Raw genomic sequence first — 14,515 nt, forward strand, 5'->3', positions numbered from 1 at the left:
ATGAAAAACCAACTGCTCCTCAAGAGCGCCGGCACCATGCTGGTGCGGATCCTCTTCGCCGTCGTGGCCGCGTTTCCCATCGTCTTCATGCTGGTGTCCTCGCTCAAGCCGGACCAGCAGATCTTCGGTGACATGTCCTCGCTGGCAGCGTTCCTTCCGGTGGGCAACATCTCCTTCGACAACTACGCGGCGGTCTTCGACCGTGTCCCCGCGGCGCGCTTCCTGCTCAACTCGGTGGGCGTCTCCGCCGTCACCGTGGTCCTGGGCATCTTCGTCAACAGCCTCTGCGCCTTCGCCCTGTCCCGCATGCAGGTCCGCGGCAAGAAGATCGTGTTCACCGCGATCCTGGCCACCCTGATTGTCCCGTTCCAGACCCTGGCGCTGCCGCTGGTGTGGTGGGTCAACCAGCTCCCCTACTTCGAGCTGAACGGCTTCAGCCTCGAGTTCTCCAAGGGCTGGCTGGACACCTACCAGGTCCAGATCATCCCGTTCATCGCCAACGCCTTCTCCATCTACCTGTTCCACCAGTACTTCGAGTCCATCCCCAAGGAACTGGACGAAGCCGCAAGGATCGACGGGGCCGGCTGGTTCAAGATCTACCGCCAGGTGGTCATGCCGCTGTCCGGACCCGCAACGGCCACGGTGGCGATCCTGACCTTCCTGCCGGCGTGGAACTCCTACCTCTGGCCGCTGATGGTGGTCCAGTCCGAGGAGCTGCGGCCCGTGATGATCGGCATCCAGTACTTTTTCCAGCTGAACGTCTCCTGGGGCGAGGTGATGGCGTACGCCTCCCTGATCACCGTTCCGGTGGTGGTGCTCTTCATCGCCTTCCAGCGTTCATTCGTCAACAGCATCGCCTCCAGCGGCGTGAAGGGCTGAACCGTGGCAACACTATCGACGGCGGCCGGCGCACCGGCAGCGTCCCTCACCGACCCGTTCCGGCCCCAGTGGCACTACTCCGCCGCGCGCAACTGGCTCAACGATCCCAACGGGCTCGTGTACCTCAACGGCACCTACCACCTCTTCTACCAGCACAACCCCTTCGGCCCGGACTGGGGCAACATGTCCTGGGGCCATGCCACGTCCCGGGACCTGCTCCACTGGGACGAGCAGCCGGTCGCCATCCCGTGCGATGACCAGGAAGCCATCTTTTCCGGCTCCGCCGTGTTCGACGAGCGCAACACCAGCGGCTTCGGCGCGGCGGACACACCTCCGCTGGTTGCCATCTACACCAGCGCGTACGGTGGGGCCTCCCCGCTTGCCGGCCGGCAGGCGCAGTCCCTCGCCTACAGCCTGGACGAAGGCCGGACCTGGACGAAGCACCAGGGCAATCCGGTCCTGGACCGCGCCTCGGCGGACTTCCGCGACCCCAAAGTCTTTTGGTACGACGGCGGCTGCGAAAGCTACTGGGTGATGGTCGCCGTCGAAGCGGTGCAGCGCCAGGTGGTGCTCTATAGGTCCGCGGACCTGCAGTCCTGGGAGTACCTGAGCACGTTCGGCCCGGCCAACGCCACCGGCGGGGTGTGGGAATGCCCGGACCTGTTCGAGCTGCCGGTGGACGGGAACCCGCAGGACACCCGGTGGGTCCTCGTCGTGAACATCAACCCGGGAGGCATCGCCGGCGGTTCGGCGGGACAGTACTTCGTGGGAGACTTCGACGGCGTGGCGTTCCGGTCCGGATCGACCGTCACCGAGGGGCTCCAGGAGGACGGCTCGCGCATGCACGAGTACGGCTGGCTGGACTGGGGACGGGACTACTACGCGGCCGTTTCGTTCAGCAACATGCCGGACGGCCGCCGGATCATGATCGGCTGGATGAACAACTGGGACTACGCCGGTTCCACGCCCACCGGAGCGTGGCGCAGTGCCATGTCGCTGCCGCGGGAGGTCACGCTCACCCGCGTGGACGGCAGGGTGGTGCTTCGACAGGAAGCCATCGGTTACTCCACCGGGCCGGACGTCCAGGACTTCCGGCTGGGTCCGCGGGCTTTGGCGCCGGGGGTGGTGGAGCTTCCCGTCTCCGCGGCGGCAGCGCGCATCGACGCCGAATTCCGTCCGGGCAGTGCCGCTGCAGTGGGCCTGGTCCTCCATGCAGGCGACGCCGGGCGGACTGTCCTCACCTACGACACCCGCCAGGGCGTGCTGCGCCTGGACCGGCGGGAGTCAGGGAACACCGGGTTCCATGAAGCCTTTCCGTCGATGGAAACCGTGGCCGTGCCGCTGCGGGACGGGCGCCTGCGCCTGCGTGTGTACCTCGACCGGTGCTCCGTGGAAGTCTTCGCCCAGGACGGGCTTGCCACCATCACGGACCTTGTGTTCCCCGCCGAGGCGAGCACCGGGATGGCGATCTTCGCGGAAGGTGAGGGCGCCGAGCTCGTGGCGCTCGACGTCGTCGGGCACTGAGTGCCAAGGCCCTGGATGAGTGCGGAACCCGCAAGATTGAACCAAAAATGTGGATCCGGACACTCAGTTAGCGCCAGCGGGGGTTATCCTCAAAGGGCGTATCCAGGTGCAGGGGGCTAGGCGCGCCGCGGTGGAAGTGCCGCGGGCAAGTTTCATAATTTGCATTCACGCCGGGGAAACCCGGTGGATTTCAAAGGAAACGAGCATGGGCCGTCGACGCGCAGCAACTGACCCGAGCTATCCCCGCTGGGTGTGGATCGCCGCGGCGGCCACCGTGGCGCTTCTCATTGTTGGCGGCGCGTTCGTGCTGCGGGCGCTGATCTTCCCGGATGCAGCGGACGGCCCATCCGCGGGGAATGGCAGCCCGCCCTCAACCAACGGGCCGCTCGCGCAGGACAGTCCTCCCGCCGTCGCCGGGTCCTCACCCTGCATCGCGCTGAACATCCTGACGTCGCTTGAGAACGCCGACATGGCGCGTGCCTTGGCGGCCGAGTACACGGCAAAACCGCGCAATGTGGACGGCAAGTGCGTGACGCCGGAAGTGACCCAGGAAAAATCGGGGGCCGCTGCCGGCAAGGTGGCTGCACAGTTCCCCGGTGTTCCGGCCGGCGACAGGCCCGCCCTCTGGCTGCCGGACTCCTCCGCCTGGCTGCGGATCGCCCGGCAAGGCGGCGGAAATACTGTCTCTGGCGAGGGAACCAGCATTGCCCGCAGCGCCATCGTCGTGGCCATGCCGGAGACGATGGCCTCCGCCCTCGGCTGGGACGACCAGCCGCCGTCGTGGTCCGACGTCTTCAAGATGGCGGGGGAGCAGGACATCTGGGAGCGCCTGGGCCACGGCGACTGGGGGAAGTTCAAGTTCGGCAAGGCCAGTCCGCTGGTCTCGACTGCGGGTCTGATGGCCCTTGCTGCTTCCTACGGCGCGGCCGGCGGCAGCGTGGGTGGCCTTGACGCCATGGACCTCAAGGCATCCTCCCTGGTGGACAAGGTGCGTGCCGTGGAACTGGGCACCAGCCATTACATGGCTACCCCGGAACATTTCCTGTGGCACGCCAGGGAGGCGGACGACGCCGGGAACGTCGCGGAATTCCTCTCCGCGGTGATTGTCGATGAAAAATCCGTCTGGGACTACAACCGCGGCGTGGTCAGCGAGGACGGGACAACGAAGCACGCGGGACCCGCCCCCAAGGAGCCGCTCCGCGCCATCTACCCCAGCGACGGAGTGCACGTGGCGGACAATCCGGCTGTGGTCCTCGGTGGAGACTGGGTGGACAGCCTGCAACGGTCCGCGGCCCAGGACTTCCTCGCCTTTGCAGTGACGGAACAGGGCCAGAACGTTGTCAAGGCGTCCGGTTACCGGTCCATCCAGGGCGAGCTTGATCCGGAGGTGGCAGGCACCGGTCGCTACGCCCAGACGCTCCAGCCGCTGCCGCTGCCAAAGGCGGAGACCCTGGCGGCCATGCAAGGCAGCTTCCCCGACGTCCGCAAGCGGGCCAGGGCATTGTTCCTGGTGGACGTCTCGGAGTCCATGGTGCAGGATCCGGGGGCGAACAAGCTGCAGCGGGCCAAGGATGCGGTGGTCAAAGCGCTGGACCACTTCACGGGCGAGGATGAGATTGGACTGGCCGCTTTCTCCCATGAGGGCGACGGACCGCTGCAGCCGGGCATCGTGACCCCCGTGGCCCCGTTAAAGTCCAACAAAGCGGACCTCATCGCCAAGCTCAATGAGCTGAAGGCCGTGGATGCCACGCCACTTTTCGAGGCTGTGAGCCGCTTCGCTGGAGAGCAGGCCAAGGGATACAAGGATGATTTCATCAACACCATCGTGCTCCTGAGCGACGGCAAGAATGACACCAGGCATCCGGGCGACCTGGGCGGGGTGAGCGAGCAGCTAAGCCACCAGAACCATTCGACGCCGGTGCTCGTCTTCACCCTTGCCTACGGGCCCGACGCCGATGTCCCCACCCTCCTCCAGATCGCGAAGGCAAGCGGCGCCCACTACTACGACGCGACGGATCCGAACCGGCTCGAGGAGGTGCTCGGCGAACTGGTGACCAGTTTCTAGGCTCCGGTCCTCATGCGCTTCCGGCCCGGGCTGCCGGCCACAGGGATAAGGCAAGCGCCCATGCACCGGCTACTCCGATGGCGACCAGGACGGTGACGAAGCCGACGGCCGGCGCGCCGGTCCATGTGAGGGCGTCGCCATGCCGCAGCAGGGCGAGCGCCTGCAGGATGACGAAAACGACGGAGGTGAGGGCCACGGGGCGGACGGTGCGGACATCGCTGCTGAACTGGCCCTGCGCGGCGGACCAGCCCAGGCCCACCAGCCACGCTCCGACGGCCCTCGCGGTGAGCTCGGATAATGTCCACGGCCACCACGTCGAAGCGGCAGCGGGTACTGCCAGGAGCGCCACGCCATAGAGCACCAGCACTCCGGCGATGACCACCAGGAGCAGCCGCAGCGCAGGGGGCAGCACCGGCCGTGCCGCCGCCACCGATGCCGGGGCCGGGCGCCGGGACCTGATCTGCACCCAGCTGATCACCAGCATCGCCACGGGCACGATGGCGTAGATGGCCAGCCACGCCCAGGTGGCGACCTGGGCGAGAGGGCCAGCGCCGGGCGAGAGGTGGAAGCGGTCGAGATGGATCAGCGTGACTCCCAGGGTCAGCGTGGTGAAGACGAATACGGGCCAGACTGCCAGCCTCGCCGACTCCCAGCTTGCTGCGCGGGCGCCCGCCACCTCCAGGCCGGCGGCCGACCAGTATGCCGCACCGAGGAATACAGCGGTCATGGGCGGATTGACTGTCCATGCGAACCATTCCGCAGTCCGGAGCGGAAACACGAACAGCACCAGGCCGGCAAGAAACACGAGGAATGCGGCGATGTAGAGCAGCCACCGCATCGGCGCAATCACCGGTGCGGCGTCAGTTGTAGCGGACGTCACCGGAGTGCTCCTCGGGTGCGGCTGCCACACTTGGGGCGGCGGGCGGGGCGGGCAGGGGGTGCCCGGCCAGGTAGGCATGGAGCATCGAGACCACGGTGGCCCCATCCCCCACTGCAGTAGCCACCCTTTTGATAGAACCGGCCCTGACGTCACCGATCGCGAAAACGCCGGGCATGCTCGTTTCCAGGGCCAAGGGCTGCCGGTCCGGCGTGGTGGCCCCAGCCTTGCTGTTATCCAGGCTGGTGCCCGTCCGGAGAAAGCCGGCCTGGTCCCGCTCCACGGTGTCGGGCAACCAGGAGGTACGTGGCATCGATCCGATCAGCACGAACAAGCCGCCCGCTTCAATCTCGTCGGTTGACGTTGCGCCGCCGGCACCGGTCGCGGCCACTTTGAGGCTGGCAAGGAATCCGTCCTGGTCGCGGGCCCCCACGATCGACGTACCGTACCGGATTGCCACGTTCCGGGTGGCCTCAAGCTGGGAAATGAGGTACTCGGACATGCTGGCCGACAAGGTGGGCCCGCGCACCAGCAGCGTCACCTTCTTCGCGTACTTCGCAAGGTGCAGGACGGCCTGTCCGGCCGAGTTGCCGCCGCCCACAACGCAGACGTGTTTGCCGGTCATCGACGGCGCCTCGGAGACCGTTGCCCCGTAGAAGACTCCCCTCCCCACCAGGTTTTCAAGCTGGGGTATGCCGAGGCGGCGGTAGTCCACGCCGGTGGCCACCACCACTGTGCGGCACCGCACCACGGTGCCGTCGGAAATCGACACCCGGTACAGGGCTCCATCAACACTGAGCTTCTCCACTTTCCGCAGGAAGAGGAAGTCCGTGCCCAGGGTCCAGGCCTGGTGGAATGAGCGGAAGGCCAGGTGGGCTCCGCTGACGCCGCGGGAGAAGCCGGGGTAGTTGCGGATCAACGAACTGGTGCCGGCCTGGCCGCCCACGGCCTCTTCCTCCACCACCATGGTGGAGAGGCCCTCCGAGGAGGCGTAGACGGCGGTGGCGAGACCGGACGGACCGGCGCCCACCACCACAACATCAAAGATCTTGTCTGCCGGTGGTGGCCGCGTCACCCCAAAGGCTTCGGCGATCTCAAGGTCGCTAGGGTTCTCCAGGACAATGGGGGCAGCGGTGAACTGCAGCACCATGACCGGCAGCACCGGGTCGCGCAGGCCCAGGTTCTCCAGCGTCCGTTGCGCCGTCTCTGATCCGACCGGATGGAAGCCGACGGGGATGTGGTTTCGACTCAAGGAGTCGCGCAGCACGTGGGTCCTTTCGTCGCCTACCTGGCCGATCAGCCGGACCGCCTCGAACCCGACACCCTGGGCCAGGTGCCAGTCATCGAGGGCGTCGGTGATGGCCCCGTGGAACTCTTCGTCGCGCGGCCGTTCGGGACGAATGATCAGTAGTTCGGCGTATCCCTGCGCGATCGCCTGGAAAACAGTGGGGGCGCTTTCGAAGTCACCCCATGTCACCACCACACCGCGCTTGGCGGCCGGATGGAAGCCGTAGGCACGGCGCAGGAAATCGAGTCCGCCCCGGTCAGCCGGGCCATAGCATCCGAGGATGAGGGCCACCTGGCGGTTCCAGTGCCGGAGCCCTTCAAGCACTGCCCGCCCGTGGGCGTGGCCGGCGCAGGCCACCACTTCATAGTCGGCGCCGTACCGTCGGCGTAGCTCATCTTCGAGGATGCGCCGGGAGGCCGGGTCCGGGGTGGCAATCAGCATGATCGGAACCGAGTCGTCCATGGCCGCCGTCTTTCCGGATCAAGGGGGTTCGGTGGCGATCACGATACTCCCGCCGGGACAGCGGGGACAAGGTGCGGAGATTCTGCCAGAATGAGGCGCCATGGAAGACCGCCAAATTCCCGGAATCAGCCTCGCCGCCGCACCCAGTGGAACAGGGTGTGCGGAGTGCCTCAGGGGCGACGGCCCGGGCTGGTGGCTGCATCTGCGCCGGTGCGCCCAATGCGGCCACATCGGATGCTGCGACTCATCCCCCTCCCAGCATGCCAGTGCCCACGCACGCGCCGCCGGGCACCCCGTCATAAGGTCCTTTGAACCCGGGGAGGACTGGTTCTACGAACTTCCCACGAAGAAGTTCTTCCGCGGCCCGCGGCTTCCGGACCCCCAGTCCAGACCGCCGGAGCAGCCGTCCCCCGGGCCGGCAGGCAAGGTGCCGGCAGACTGGCGGGAGCGCATCCACCGGTAACCGCCGGGCCGAATCAACCGCGCTGAATCAACCGCGCCCGCAGGATCCGGCGAGCGATGCTGGTTAGGCTGGATGGATGGCGACAGTTATCCTCGTGCGGCACGGCCGCACCACAGCCAATGCCGCCGGACTGCTGGCGGGCCGGGCGGCCGGCGTCAGTTTGGACCAGACCGGGCGCGAGCAGGCAGCCTCGACCGGAGACCGGCTCGCGGTGGTGCCCTTGGCCGGCGTGGTCTCGAGCCCGCTCGAGCGTTGCCAGCAAACCGCACAGTTCATCCTGGAGCGCCAGGCTGGTAATCCTGCCGCGCTGGCCGAGCCCGATCTCACCGAGTGCGATTACGGCCAGTGGCAGGGCCGGATGCTCAGTGATCTCGCAACCGAAGAGCTGTGGGCGGCTGTGCAGTCGCAACCGTCCGCCGTCGTTTTTCCCGGCGGCGAATCCATGGCGGCGATGCAGGCCCGGTCGGTAGCGGCGATCCGACGCCACGATGCAGCCGTCGAAGCCGAACATGGGCCGGGAGCGGTGTGGGCGGCAGTGAGTCACGGCGACGTCATCAAATCGATCCTGGCGGACGCGCTCGGAATGCACCTCGATCTGTTCCAGCGCATTAACGTGGGTCCCGCTTCCGTATCGATCGTGCACTATGGTGCTCTTCGGCCCAGCGTCCTTGTGACGAACACCGACGCCGGAGATCTTTCGTGGCTGTCGAAGGGCGTCAAAACCGGCGATGCGCCGGTGGGCGGCGGTGCAGGGCACACGGCGCAGTAGACCTCATGTGCCTAAGATACTGACATGCCCACACTTGTTCACGAGTTTGCCTGGCCTGACCGGGTCGTCATTGGCACCATCGGCCTTCCGGGGGCACGCACGTTCTACCTGCAGGTGCGCACGGGGAAGCAAATTGTGAGCATCGCCCTGGAGAAGCAGCAGTCGGCCCAGCTCGCCGAGAAGATCGACGAAATCCTCGATCAGCTCATCACGCTTGAGGGCAACCCCTTCAGCGTTCCCACGGGCACGCCCATCGAACTCGTGGACAATGACCAGCTCGAGGCGGTCGAGGAGCAGTTCCGTGCCGGGGCCATGACCCTGGGCTGGGACCCGACGACGGCGCAGGTGGTCATAGAGGCCTACCCCATCATGGATGGCGATCCTGATGACGACGACGACCTGGCTGATGGGAACGGCGGCGAGGTACCCGAGATGCTGCTCGTGCGGATGCCCGTTGGCACCGCCCGCGCTTTTGCCAAACGCACCCGTGAGGTGGTGGGTGCCGGGCGTCCCGCATGCCCGCTCTGCGGTTACCCCGTGGACCCCGACGGGCACGTCTGCACACTGCCCGAGGCCTGATGCCGGCGCCCGACCTGCTGACTGCCGAGCTGACCCTCACCGGTCGCATCGCGACGGCGTCGAACGCCACCTTTCTGGGCAGCATCGGCGGCACCTCGGTCGTCTACAAGCCGATAGCCGGGGAGAAACCGCTGTGGGATTTTCCCGACGGCTTCCTGGCCCACCGGGAGGTCGCAGCGTACCTGGTTTCCGAGGTCCTTGGCTGGAACGTGGTGCCGTTCACCTGGCTCCGCGACGGCCCATTGGGCGAAGGAATGGTGCAGCTGTGGCAGGAGCCAGACCCCGACCAGACTGCGGTGGATCTTGTCGCGGCGGACGACGGCGCACCCGGTAACGGGTGGAAACAGGTCCTTGAGGGCCAGGATGGGAGCGGACGGAGAGTCGCCCTCGTCCACGAGGACACGCCGGCGCTCCGGCGCATGGCGGTGTTCGACGTCGTCGTGAACAATGCCGACCGCAAAGGCGACCATATCCTTGCCATGGCGGACGGCCACCGGCACGGCGTGGACCACGGGCTCACCTTCCACCAGGACTACAAGCTGCGCACGGTGCTGTGGGGGTGGCTGGGAGAAACGTTGACCGCCGAGGAACGCGACGGCATCGATCGCATCATCGAAGGACTGCGCGGTGAGCTGGGCCGAAGTCTGGACAACCTGCTCAGCGCCGAAGAAGTCGCCTCACTCGGAGCGCGCTGCGCCCGGTTGCGGTCCGCAGGGCGTTTCCCCGCGCCGAGAGCTGAGATGCCTGCGGTCCCCTGGCCGTTGTTCTGAGGACAAACGGGTTGCAGGCTTCGGACACTATGCCGCGATGAACGCCTGAACGATTATCGTGTGGGGCTGGCGGGGCGCCGCAAGAGCCAAACGTCCAGTACATTCACGCATTGTCGGCAGGAACCGGAACGTCATCCCGGCACAGGAAGTTCCGCCCGGAGAGGCAGCCCAACTACCTTAAACGCAGAACCTGCAGGTACCTTCGCGATCTCGCTAAGAGAAGGCTCGGACATTCGCATGTCCCGAACAACCCGGCGTCATCTGATGGTTACCTGCAGGCGCTCCAAGTCTACGCCAGCACCCGCGCACCCAACAGAGGCAGAAAAAATCCCAACTGCCAAACCCGGCGACATACGGCTCATCAGGCACCATGCCACCAGCAAGCACCAGGCACCATCCCACCGGCAAGGAAGAAAAAGCAGTCTCCGGCTACCGGCGAACTCTACAAGTCCATCACGATGTCAAAGCCTTTGAGCTGCTGCCCCGTCAAAGCAGCAGCGGCTGGGCGAGCCGCACCCTTAACCGGGACGGCCGCCCAAGGCAATTGCCTTGGGCGGCCGCGGGTCCTGGCCAAGGAGTGCTCTCGCTCCAGTATGGGTTAACGGTTCTCGGGATGAACCGTCTTGAGCGCTCGGATGGCCCCCGATCTTCTTCGGCTAGAAGTCCCAGTCCTCGTCTTCGGTGTTGACGGCCTTGCCGATCACGTAGGAGGAGCCGGACCCGGAGAAGAAGTCGTGGTTCTCGTCGGCATTCGGGGACAAGGCCGAGAGGATGGCCGGGTTCACGTCGGTGACGGAGGCCGGGAACATCGCCTCGTAGCCCAGGTTCATCAGCGCCTTGTTGGCGTTGTAGTGCAGGAACTTCTTGACGTCCTCGGCCAGGCCCACGCCGTCGTAGAGATCGTGCGTGTACTGGACCTCGTTCTCGTACAGTTCGAAGAGCAGCTCGAACGTGTAGTCCTTGATCTCCTGGCGGCGCTCCTCGGAGACGGTCTCCAGTCCGCGCTGGAACTTGTAGCCGATGTAGTAGCCGTGCACGGCCTCGTCGCGGATGATCAGGCGGATCAGGTCAGCGGTGTTCGTGAGCTTGGCGCGCGAGGACCAGTACATGGGCAGGTAGAAGCCCGAGTAGAACAGGAAGCTCTCCAGCAGCGTCGAGGCCACCTTGCGCTTCAGGGGGTCGTCGCCCTGGTAGTAGTCCATGACGATCTGGGCCTTCTTCTGAAGGTTCTCGTTCTCGGTGGACCAGCGGAACGCCTCGTCAATCTCCTTGGTGGAAGCCAGCGTGGAGAAGATGGAGGAGTAGCTCTTGGCGTGCACAGACTCCATGAACGCGATGTTCGTGTAGACGGCTTCCTCATGCGGGGTCAGCGCATCCGGGATGAGGGAGACGGCACCGACGGTGCCCTGGATGGTGTCCAGCAGGGTGAGGCCGGTGAAGACGCGCATGGTGAGCTGCTGCTCGGCCGGCGTCAGCGTGTTCCAGGACTGGACGTCATTGGACAGCGGCACCTTCTCGGGCAGCCAGAAGTTGTTGACGAGTCGGTTCCAGACCTCCACGTCCTTGTCGTCCTGGATGCGGTTCCAGTTGATGGCCTCGACGTGGCTCAGAAGCTTGACCTTCTCGGTCATGTCATCCCCTCATTGTTGGGTGGTTCTCTAAGTTAAAGCGTACGACGGCGGGCGGTTGCCCGCCGTCGTACTGGCAAGATTTAGTTGAAGATTAAAGTGCGCAGGAGACGCAACCCTCCACCTCGGTCCCTTCCAGCGCGAGCTGGCGGAGGCGGATGTAGTAGAGCGTCTTGATGCCCTTGCGCCATGCGTAGATCTGCGCCTTGTTGATGTCGCGGGTGGTGGCGGTGTCCTTGAAGAACAGCGTCAGGGACAGGCCCTGGTCCACGTGCTGCGTGGCAGCGGCGTAGGTGTCGATGATCTTCTCGTAGCCGATCTCGTACGCGTCCTGGTAGTAGTCCAGGTTGTCGTTCGTCAGGTACGGCGCCGGGTAGTAGACGCGGCCGATCTTGCCTTCCTTGCGGATCTCGATCTTGGCGGCCACCGGGTGGATGGAGGACGTCGAGTTGTTGATGTAGGAGATCGACCCCGTGGGCGGAACAGCCTGCAGGTTCTGGTTGTAGATGCCGTGCTCCATGACGGAGACCTTCAGCTCGCGCCAGTCATCCTGGGTGGGGATGTGGTGGCCGGCGAACAGCTCGCGCACACGCTCAGTCTCCGGAAGCCATTCCTGCTCGGTGTACTTGTCGAAGAACTCGCCGCTCGCGTATTTGGAGTTCTCGAAACCGCCGAACTTCTGGCCGGTCTCGATGGCGAGCCTGTTGGACGCACGCAGGGCGTGGAACAGCACCGTGTAGAAGTAGATGTTGGTGAAGTCCAGGCCTTCTTCGGAGCCGTAGTGGACCCGCTCGCGCGCCAGGTAGCCATGCAGGTTCATCTGGCCCAGGCCGATGGCATGGGACTTCGCATTGCCCTCGGCCACGGACGGCACCGAGTTGATGTAGGACATGTCCGACACTGCGCTCAGCGCGCGGATGGCAGTGTCAATGGAGGCACCGAAGTCCGGCGAATCCATGGTCTTCGCGATGTTCATCGAACCGAGGTTGCAGGAGATGTCCTTGCCGACGGTCTGGTACGTCAGGTCCTCGTTGTACAGGGACGGCGTGGAGACCTGCAGGATCTCCGAGCAGAGGTTGCTCATGGTGATCTTGCCGGCGATCGGGTTGGCCCGGTTCACGGTGTCCTCGAACATGATGTACGGGTAGCCGGACTCGAACTGGATCTCGGCGAGGGTCTGGAAGAACTCGCGGGCGCTGATCTTGGTCTTCTTGATCCGGGAATCGTCCACCATCTCGTAGTACTTCTCGGTGACCGAGACGTCGGAGAAGGGCATGCCGTAGACGCGTTCGACGTCGTACGGCGAGAACAGGTACATGTCCTCGTTCTTCTTGGCCAGCTCGAACGTGATGTCCGGGATGACGACGCCCAGCGAGAGGGTCTTGATGCGGATCTTCTCGTCCGCGTTCTCGCGCTTGGTGTCCAGGAACCGGTAGATGTCCGGGTGGTGGGCGTGCAGGTACACGGCACCGGCGCCCTGGCGCGCGCCAAGCTGGTTGGCGTAGGAGAAGCTGTCTTCGAGGAGCTTCATCACGGGGATGACGCCGGAGGACTGGTTTTCGATCTGCTTGATCGGCGCGCCGTGCTCGCGGATGTTGGTCAGGGACAGGGCCACGCCGCCGCCGCGCTTGGACAGCTGCAGAGCGGAGTTGATGCCGCGGGCGATGGACTCCATGTTGTCCTCGATGCGCAGCAGGAAGCAGGAGACGAGTTCGCCGCGCTGGGCCTTGCCGGCGTTGAGGAAGGTGGGGGTGGCCGGCTGGAAGCGGCCGTCAATGATTTCATCCACCAGGCGGGTGGCAAGTTCCTCGTTGCCGCGGGCAAGGTGCATGGCCACCATGCAGACGCGGTCCTCGTAGCGCTCCAGGTAGCGCTTGCCGTCGAACGTCTTCAGCGTGTAGGAGGTGTAGAACTTGAACGCGCCCAGGAAGGTCTCGAAGCGGAACTTCTTCTTGTAGGCCCGGTTGAACAGGTCACGGATGAAGTTCATCGTGTACTGGTCCAGCGTCTCGCGCTCGTAGTACTGGTTCTTCACCAGGTAGTCGAGCTTTTCCTCCAGGTCATGGAAGAACACGGTGTTGTTGTTAACGTGCTGCAGGAAGTACTGGTGGGCGGCCTCGCGGTCCGCCTCGAACTGGATCTCGCCGCTGGGACCGTACAGGTTCAGCATGGCGTTCAACTCGTGGTAGCCCAGGCCCTTGTAGGCGGCCGGCATCTCGGGCTTCTGGGCCCTGGTTACTTCTGTGTCTGCGACAGTCGTGTCCAAAACGTGTCCAATCCATGGTTGACGCGGGACACGTCGTCTGGCGTGCCCATTAATTCGAAGCGGTAGAGGTGCGGTACCCCGCACTTGGCGGCGATGATGTCGCCGGCCAGGCAGTAATTGTCACCGAAATTCGTGTTGCCGGCCCCGATCACCCCGCGGAGAAGCTGCCTGTTCTGCGGGTTGTTCAAAAACCGGATGACCTGCTTCGGAACGGACCCCTCTCCCCCGGTGCCGCCATACGTGGGCACCACCAGCACGAACGGCCGGGTGGCAAGAAGGGGTGCGTCCCTGGAGTAGAGCGGGATCCGAGCCACATCGCGTCCGAGCTTCGTGACAAAGCGGCTGGTGTTCTCGGATGCCGAGGAAAAATAGATGAGCTGGCTGTCTGTCCGGACCGGTTCCGGGTTATCCGGAAGCCGGGCCGGTGGGGACACCTCCACGCGCTGAGCCGCGTGGATCTGCGAAGCCGGATGGCCTTGCTGTGCTGTTGGAGCTGCCGTGGGAGTCACCTCGGCTGGTTGGTTGTTGCCGGCAGGAAAAGCAGGGCTCCTAGGCCACGGAGGAAACGGCCGAGAGGGCCAGTTCTTCGATCTTGTCCGGGCGGAAGCCTGACCAGTGGTCCTGGTCCGTGACCACAACGGGTGCCTGCATGTAGCCCAGGGCCTTCAGGCGTTCGAGGGCGTCGGCGTCCTGGGAGATGTCAACGCTCTGGTAGGTGATGCCCTTCTTGTCGAGCGCACGGTAGGTGGCGTTGCACTGAACACAAGCAGGCTTGGTGTAAACCGTTACGGTCATGGTCGCTGTCCCCTTTTGTCGAAATCGTCGCTGGCCCGGTGTCCCCGTCCAAGCTGTATGTCGATACTACATGTAGTGCAGACGCCTCATTGGAACCCCAAGATGATGTATTACAAGTATGTCATTTAATGCACCGTTAATCCACAGGCA

Annotated in this window: 13 protein-coding genes; 7 read left to right on the forward strand and 6 right to left on the reverse strand. The window is 64.9% G+C overall.

The genetic code is table 11. The annotated features are described in order from the left end of the window. The 3 genes from ACJJV6_RS18595 to ACJJV6_RS18605 all read left to right on the forward strand — a co-directional run bounded on the left by ACJJV6_RS18595 (position 1) and on the right by ACJJV6_RS18605 (position 4,468). Positions 1–879 carry a carbohydrate ABC transporter permease gene (locus ACJJV6_RS18595; protein WP_407709524.1) on the forward strand — a complete coding sequence of 293 codons (879 nt, stop codon included), beginning with the start codon at positions 1–3 and terminating at the stop codon, positions 877–879. Between the two features lie 3 nt (positions 880–882). Beyond that, positions 883–2,403: a glycoside hydrolase family 32 protein gene (locus tag ACJJV6_RS18600; RefSeq protein WP_407709525.1), complete on the forward strand. Its 1,521-nt coding sequence runs from the start codon at positions 883–885 to the stop codon at positions 2,401–2,403. Positions 2,404–2,608: 205 nt separating this feature from the next. Beyond that, positions 2,609–4,468, forward strand: coding sequence for a VWA domain-containing protein (locus ACJJV6_RS18605; RefSeq protein ID WP_407709526.1), 1,860 nt, complete (start codon positions 2,609–2,611; stop codon positions 4,466–4,468). A 10-nt stretch (positions 4,469–4,478) separates the two neighbouring features. Here the strand turns inward: ACJJV6_RS18605 and ACJJV6_RS18610 are convergent, their stop codons facing one another. Together ACJJV6_RS18610 and ACJJV6_RS18615 are read right to left on the reverse strand one after the other, a co-directional pair. After that, the gene (locus ACJJV6_RS18610) at positions 4,479–5,348 is read right to left on the reverse strand and encodes a hypothetical protein (RefSeq protein WP_407709527.1); all 870 of its coding nucleotides are present in this window, start codon (positions 5,346–5,348) and stop codon (positions 4,479–4,481) included. After that, on the reverse strand, positions 5,329–7,095 hold the full coding sequence (locus ACJJV6_RS18615) for an FAD-dependent oxidoreductase (protein ID WP_407709528.1): 1,767 nt from the start codon (positions 7,093–7,095) through the stop codon (positions 5,329–5,331). The genes ACJJV6_RS18610 and ACJJV6_RS18615 overlap by 20 nt, the downstream gene beginning before the upstream one ends. 100 nt (positions 7,096–7,195) lie before the next feature. On the opposite strand from ACJJV6_RS18615, the gene ACJJV6_RS18620 reads away from it, so the two are divergent. From ACJJV6_RS18620 to ACJJV6_RS18635, 4 genes are all read left to right on the forward strand, one after another. Beyond that, positions 7,196–7,558: a UBP-type zinc finger domain-containing protein gene (locus ACJJV6_RS18620; RefSeq protein ID WP_407709529.1), complete on the forward strand. Its 363-nt coding sequence runs from the start codon at positions 7,196–7,198 to the stop codon at positions 7,556–7,558. A gap of 76 nt (positions 7,559–7,634) precedes the next feature. Further along, on the forward strand, positions 7,635–8,327 hold the full coding sequence (locus tag ACJJV6_RS18625) for an MSMEG_4193 family putative phosphomutase (protein WP_407709530.1): 693 nt from the start codon (positions 7,635–7,637) through the stop codon (positions 8,325–8,327). A gap of 24 nt (positions 8,328–8,351) precedes the next feature. Further along, the gene (locus ACJJV6_RS18630) at positions 8,352–8,906 is read left to right on the forward strand and encodes a DUF3090 domain-containing protein (RefSeq protein WP_407709531.1); all 555 of its coding nucleotides are present in this window, start codon (positions 8,352–8,354) and stop codon (positions 8,904–8,906) included. Next, entirely contained in the window at positions 8,906–9,676 is a 771-nt protein-coding gene (locus ACJJV6_RS18635; protein ID WP_407709532.1) for an SCO1664 family protein, read from the forward strand. The genes ACJJV6_RS18630 and ACJJV6_RS18635 overlap by 1 nt, the downstream gene beginning before the upstream one ends. A gap of 656 nt (positions 9,677–10,332) precedes the next feature. On the opposite strand, the gene nrdF is transcribed toward ACJJV6_RS18635, so the two are convergent. The 4 genes from nrdF to nrdH all read right to left on the reverse strand — a co-directional run bounded on the left by nrdF (position 10,333) and on the right by nrdH (position 14,365). Further along, on the reverse strand, positions 10,333–11,307 hold the full coding sequence (gene nrdF, locus ACJJV6_RS18640; protein ID WP_043451063.1) for a class 1b ribonucleoside-diphosphate reductase subunit beta: 975 nt from the start codon (positions 11,305–11,307) through the stop codon (positions 10,333–10,335). A 91-nt stretch (positions 11,308–11,398) separates the two neighbouring features. Then, positions 11,399–13,519: a class 1b ribonucleoside-diphosphate reductase subunit alpha gene (nrdE, locus tag ACJJV6_RS18645; RefSeq protein WP_035751636.1), complete on the reverse strand. Its 2,121-nt coding sequence runs from the start codon at positions 13,517–13,519 to the stop codon at positions 11,399–11,401. Positions 13,520–13,539: 20 nt separating this feature from the next. After that, positions 13,540–14,010, reverse strand: coding sequence for a class Ib ribonucleoside-diphosphate reductase assembly flavoprotein NrdI (gene nrdI, locus ACJJV6_RS18650; RefSeq protein WP_009356332.1), 471 nt, complete (start codon positions 14,008–14,010; stop codon positions 13,540–13,542). Positions 14,011–14,119: 109 nt separating this feature from the next. Further along, entirely contained in the window at positions 14,120–14,365 is a 246-nt protein-coding gene (gene nrdH / locus ACJJV6_RS18655) for a glutaredoxin-like protein NrdH (RefSeq protein WP_009356333.1), read from the reverse strand. Positions 14,366–14,515: the final 150 nt, after the last annotated feature.

It is taken from the genome of Arthrobacter nitrophenolicus (genome assembly GCF_045833485.1).
Taxonomy (GTDB): Bacteria; Actinomycetota; Actinomycetes; order Actinomycetales; family Micrococcaceae; genus Arthrobacter; species Arthrobacter nitrophenolicus.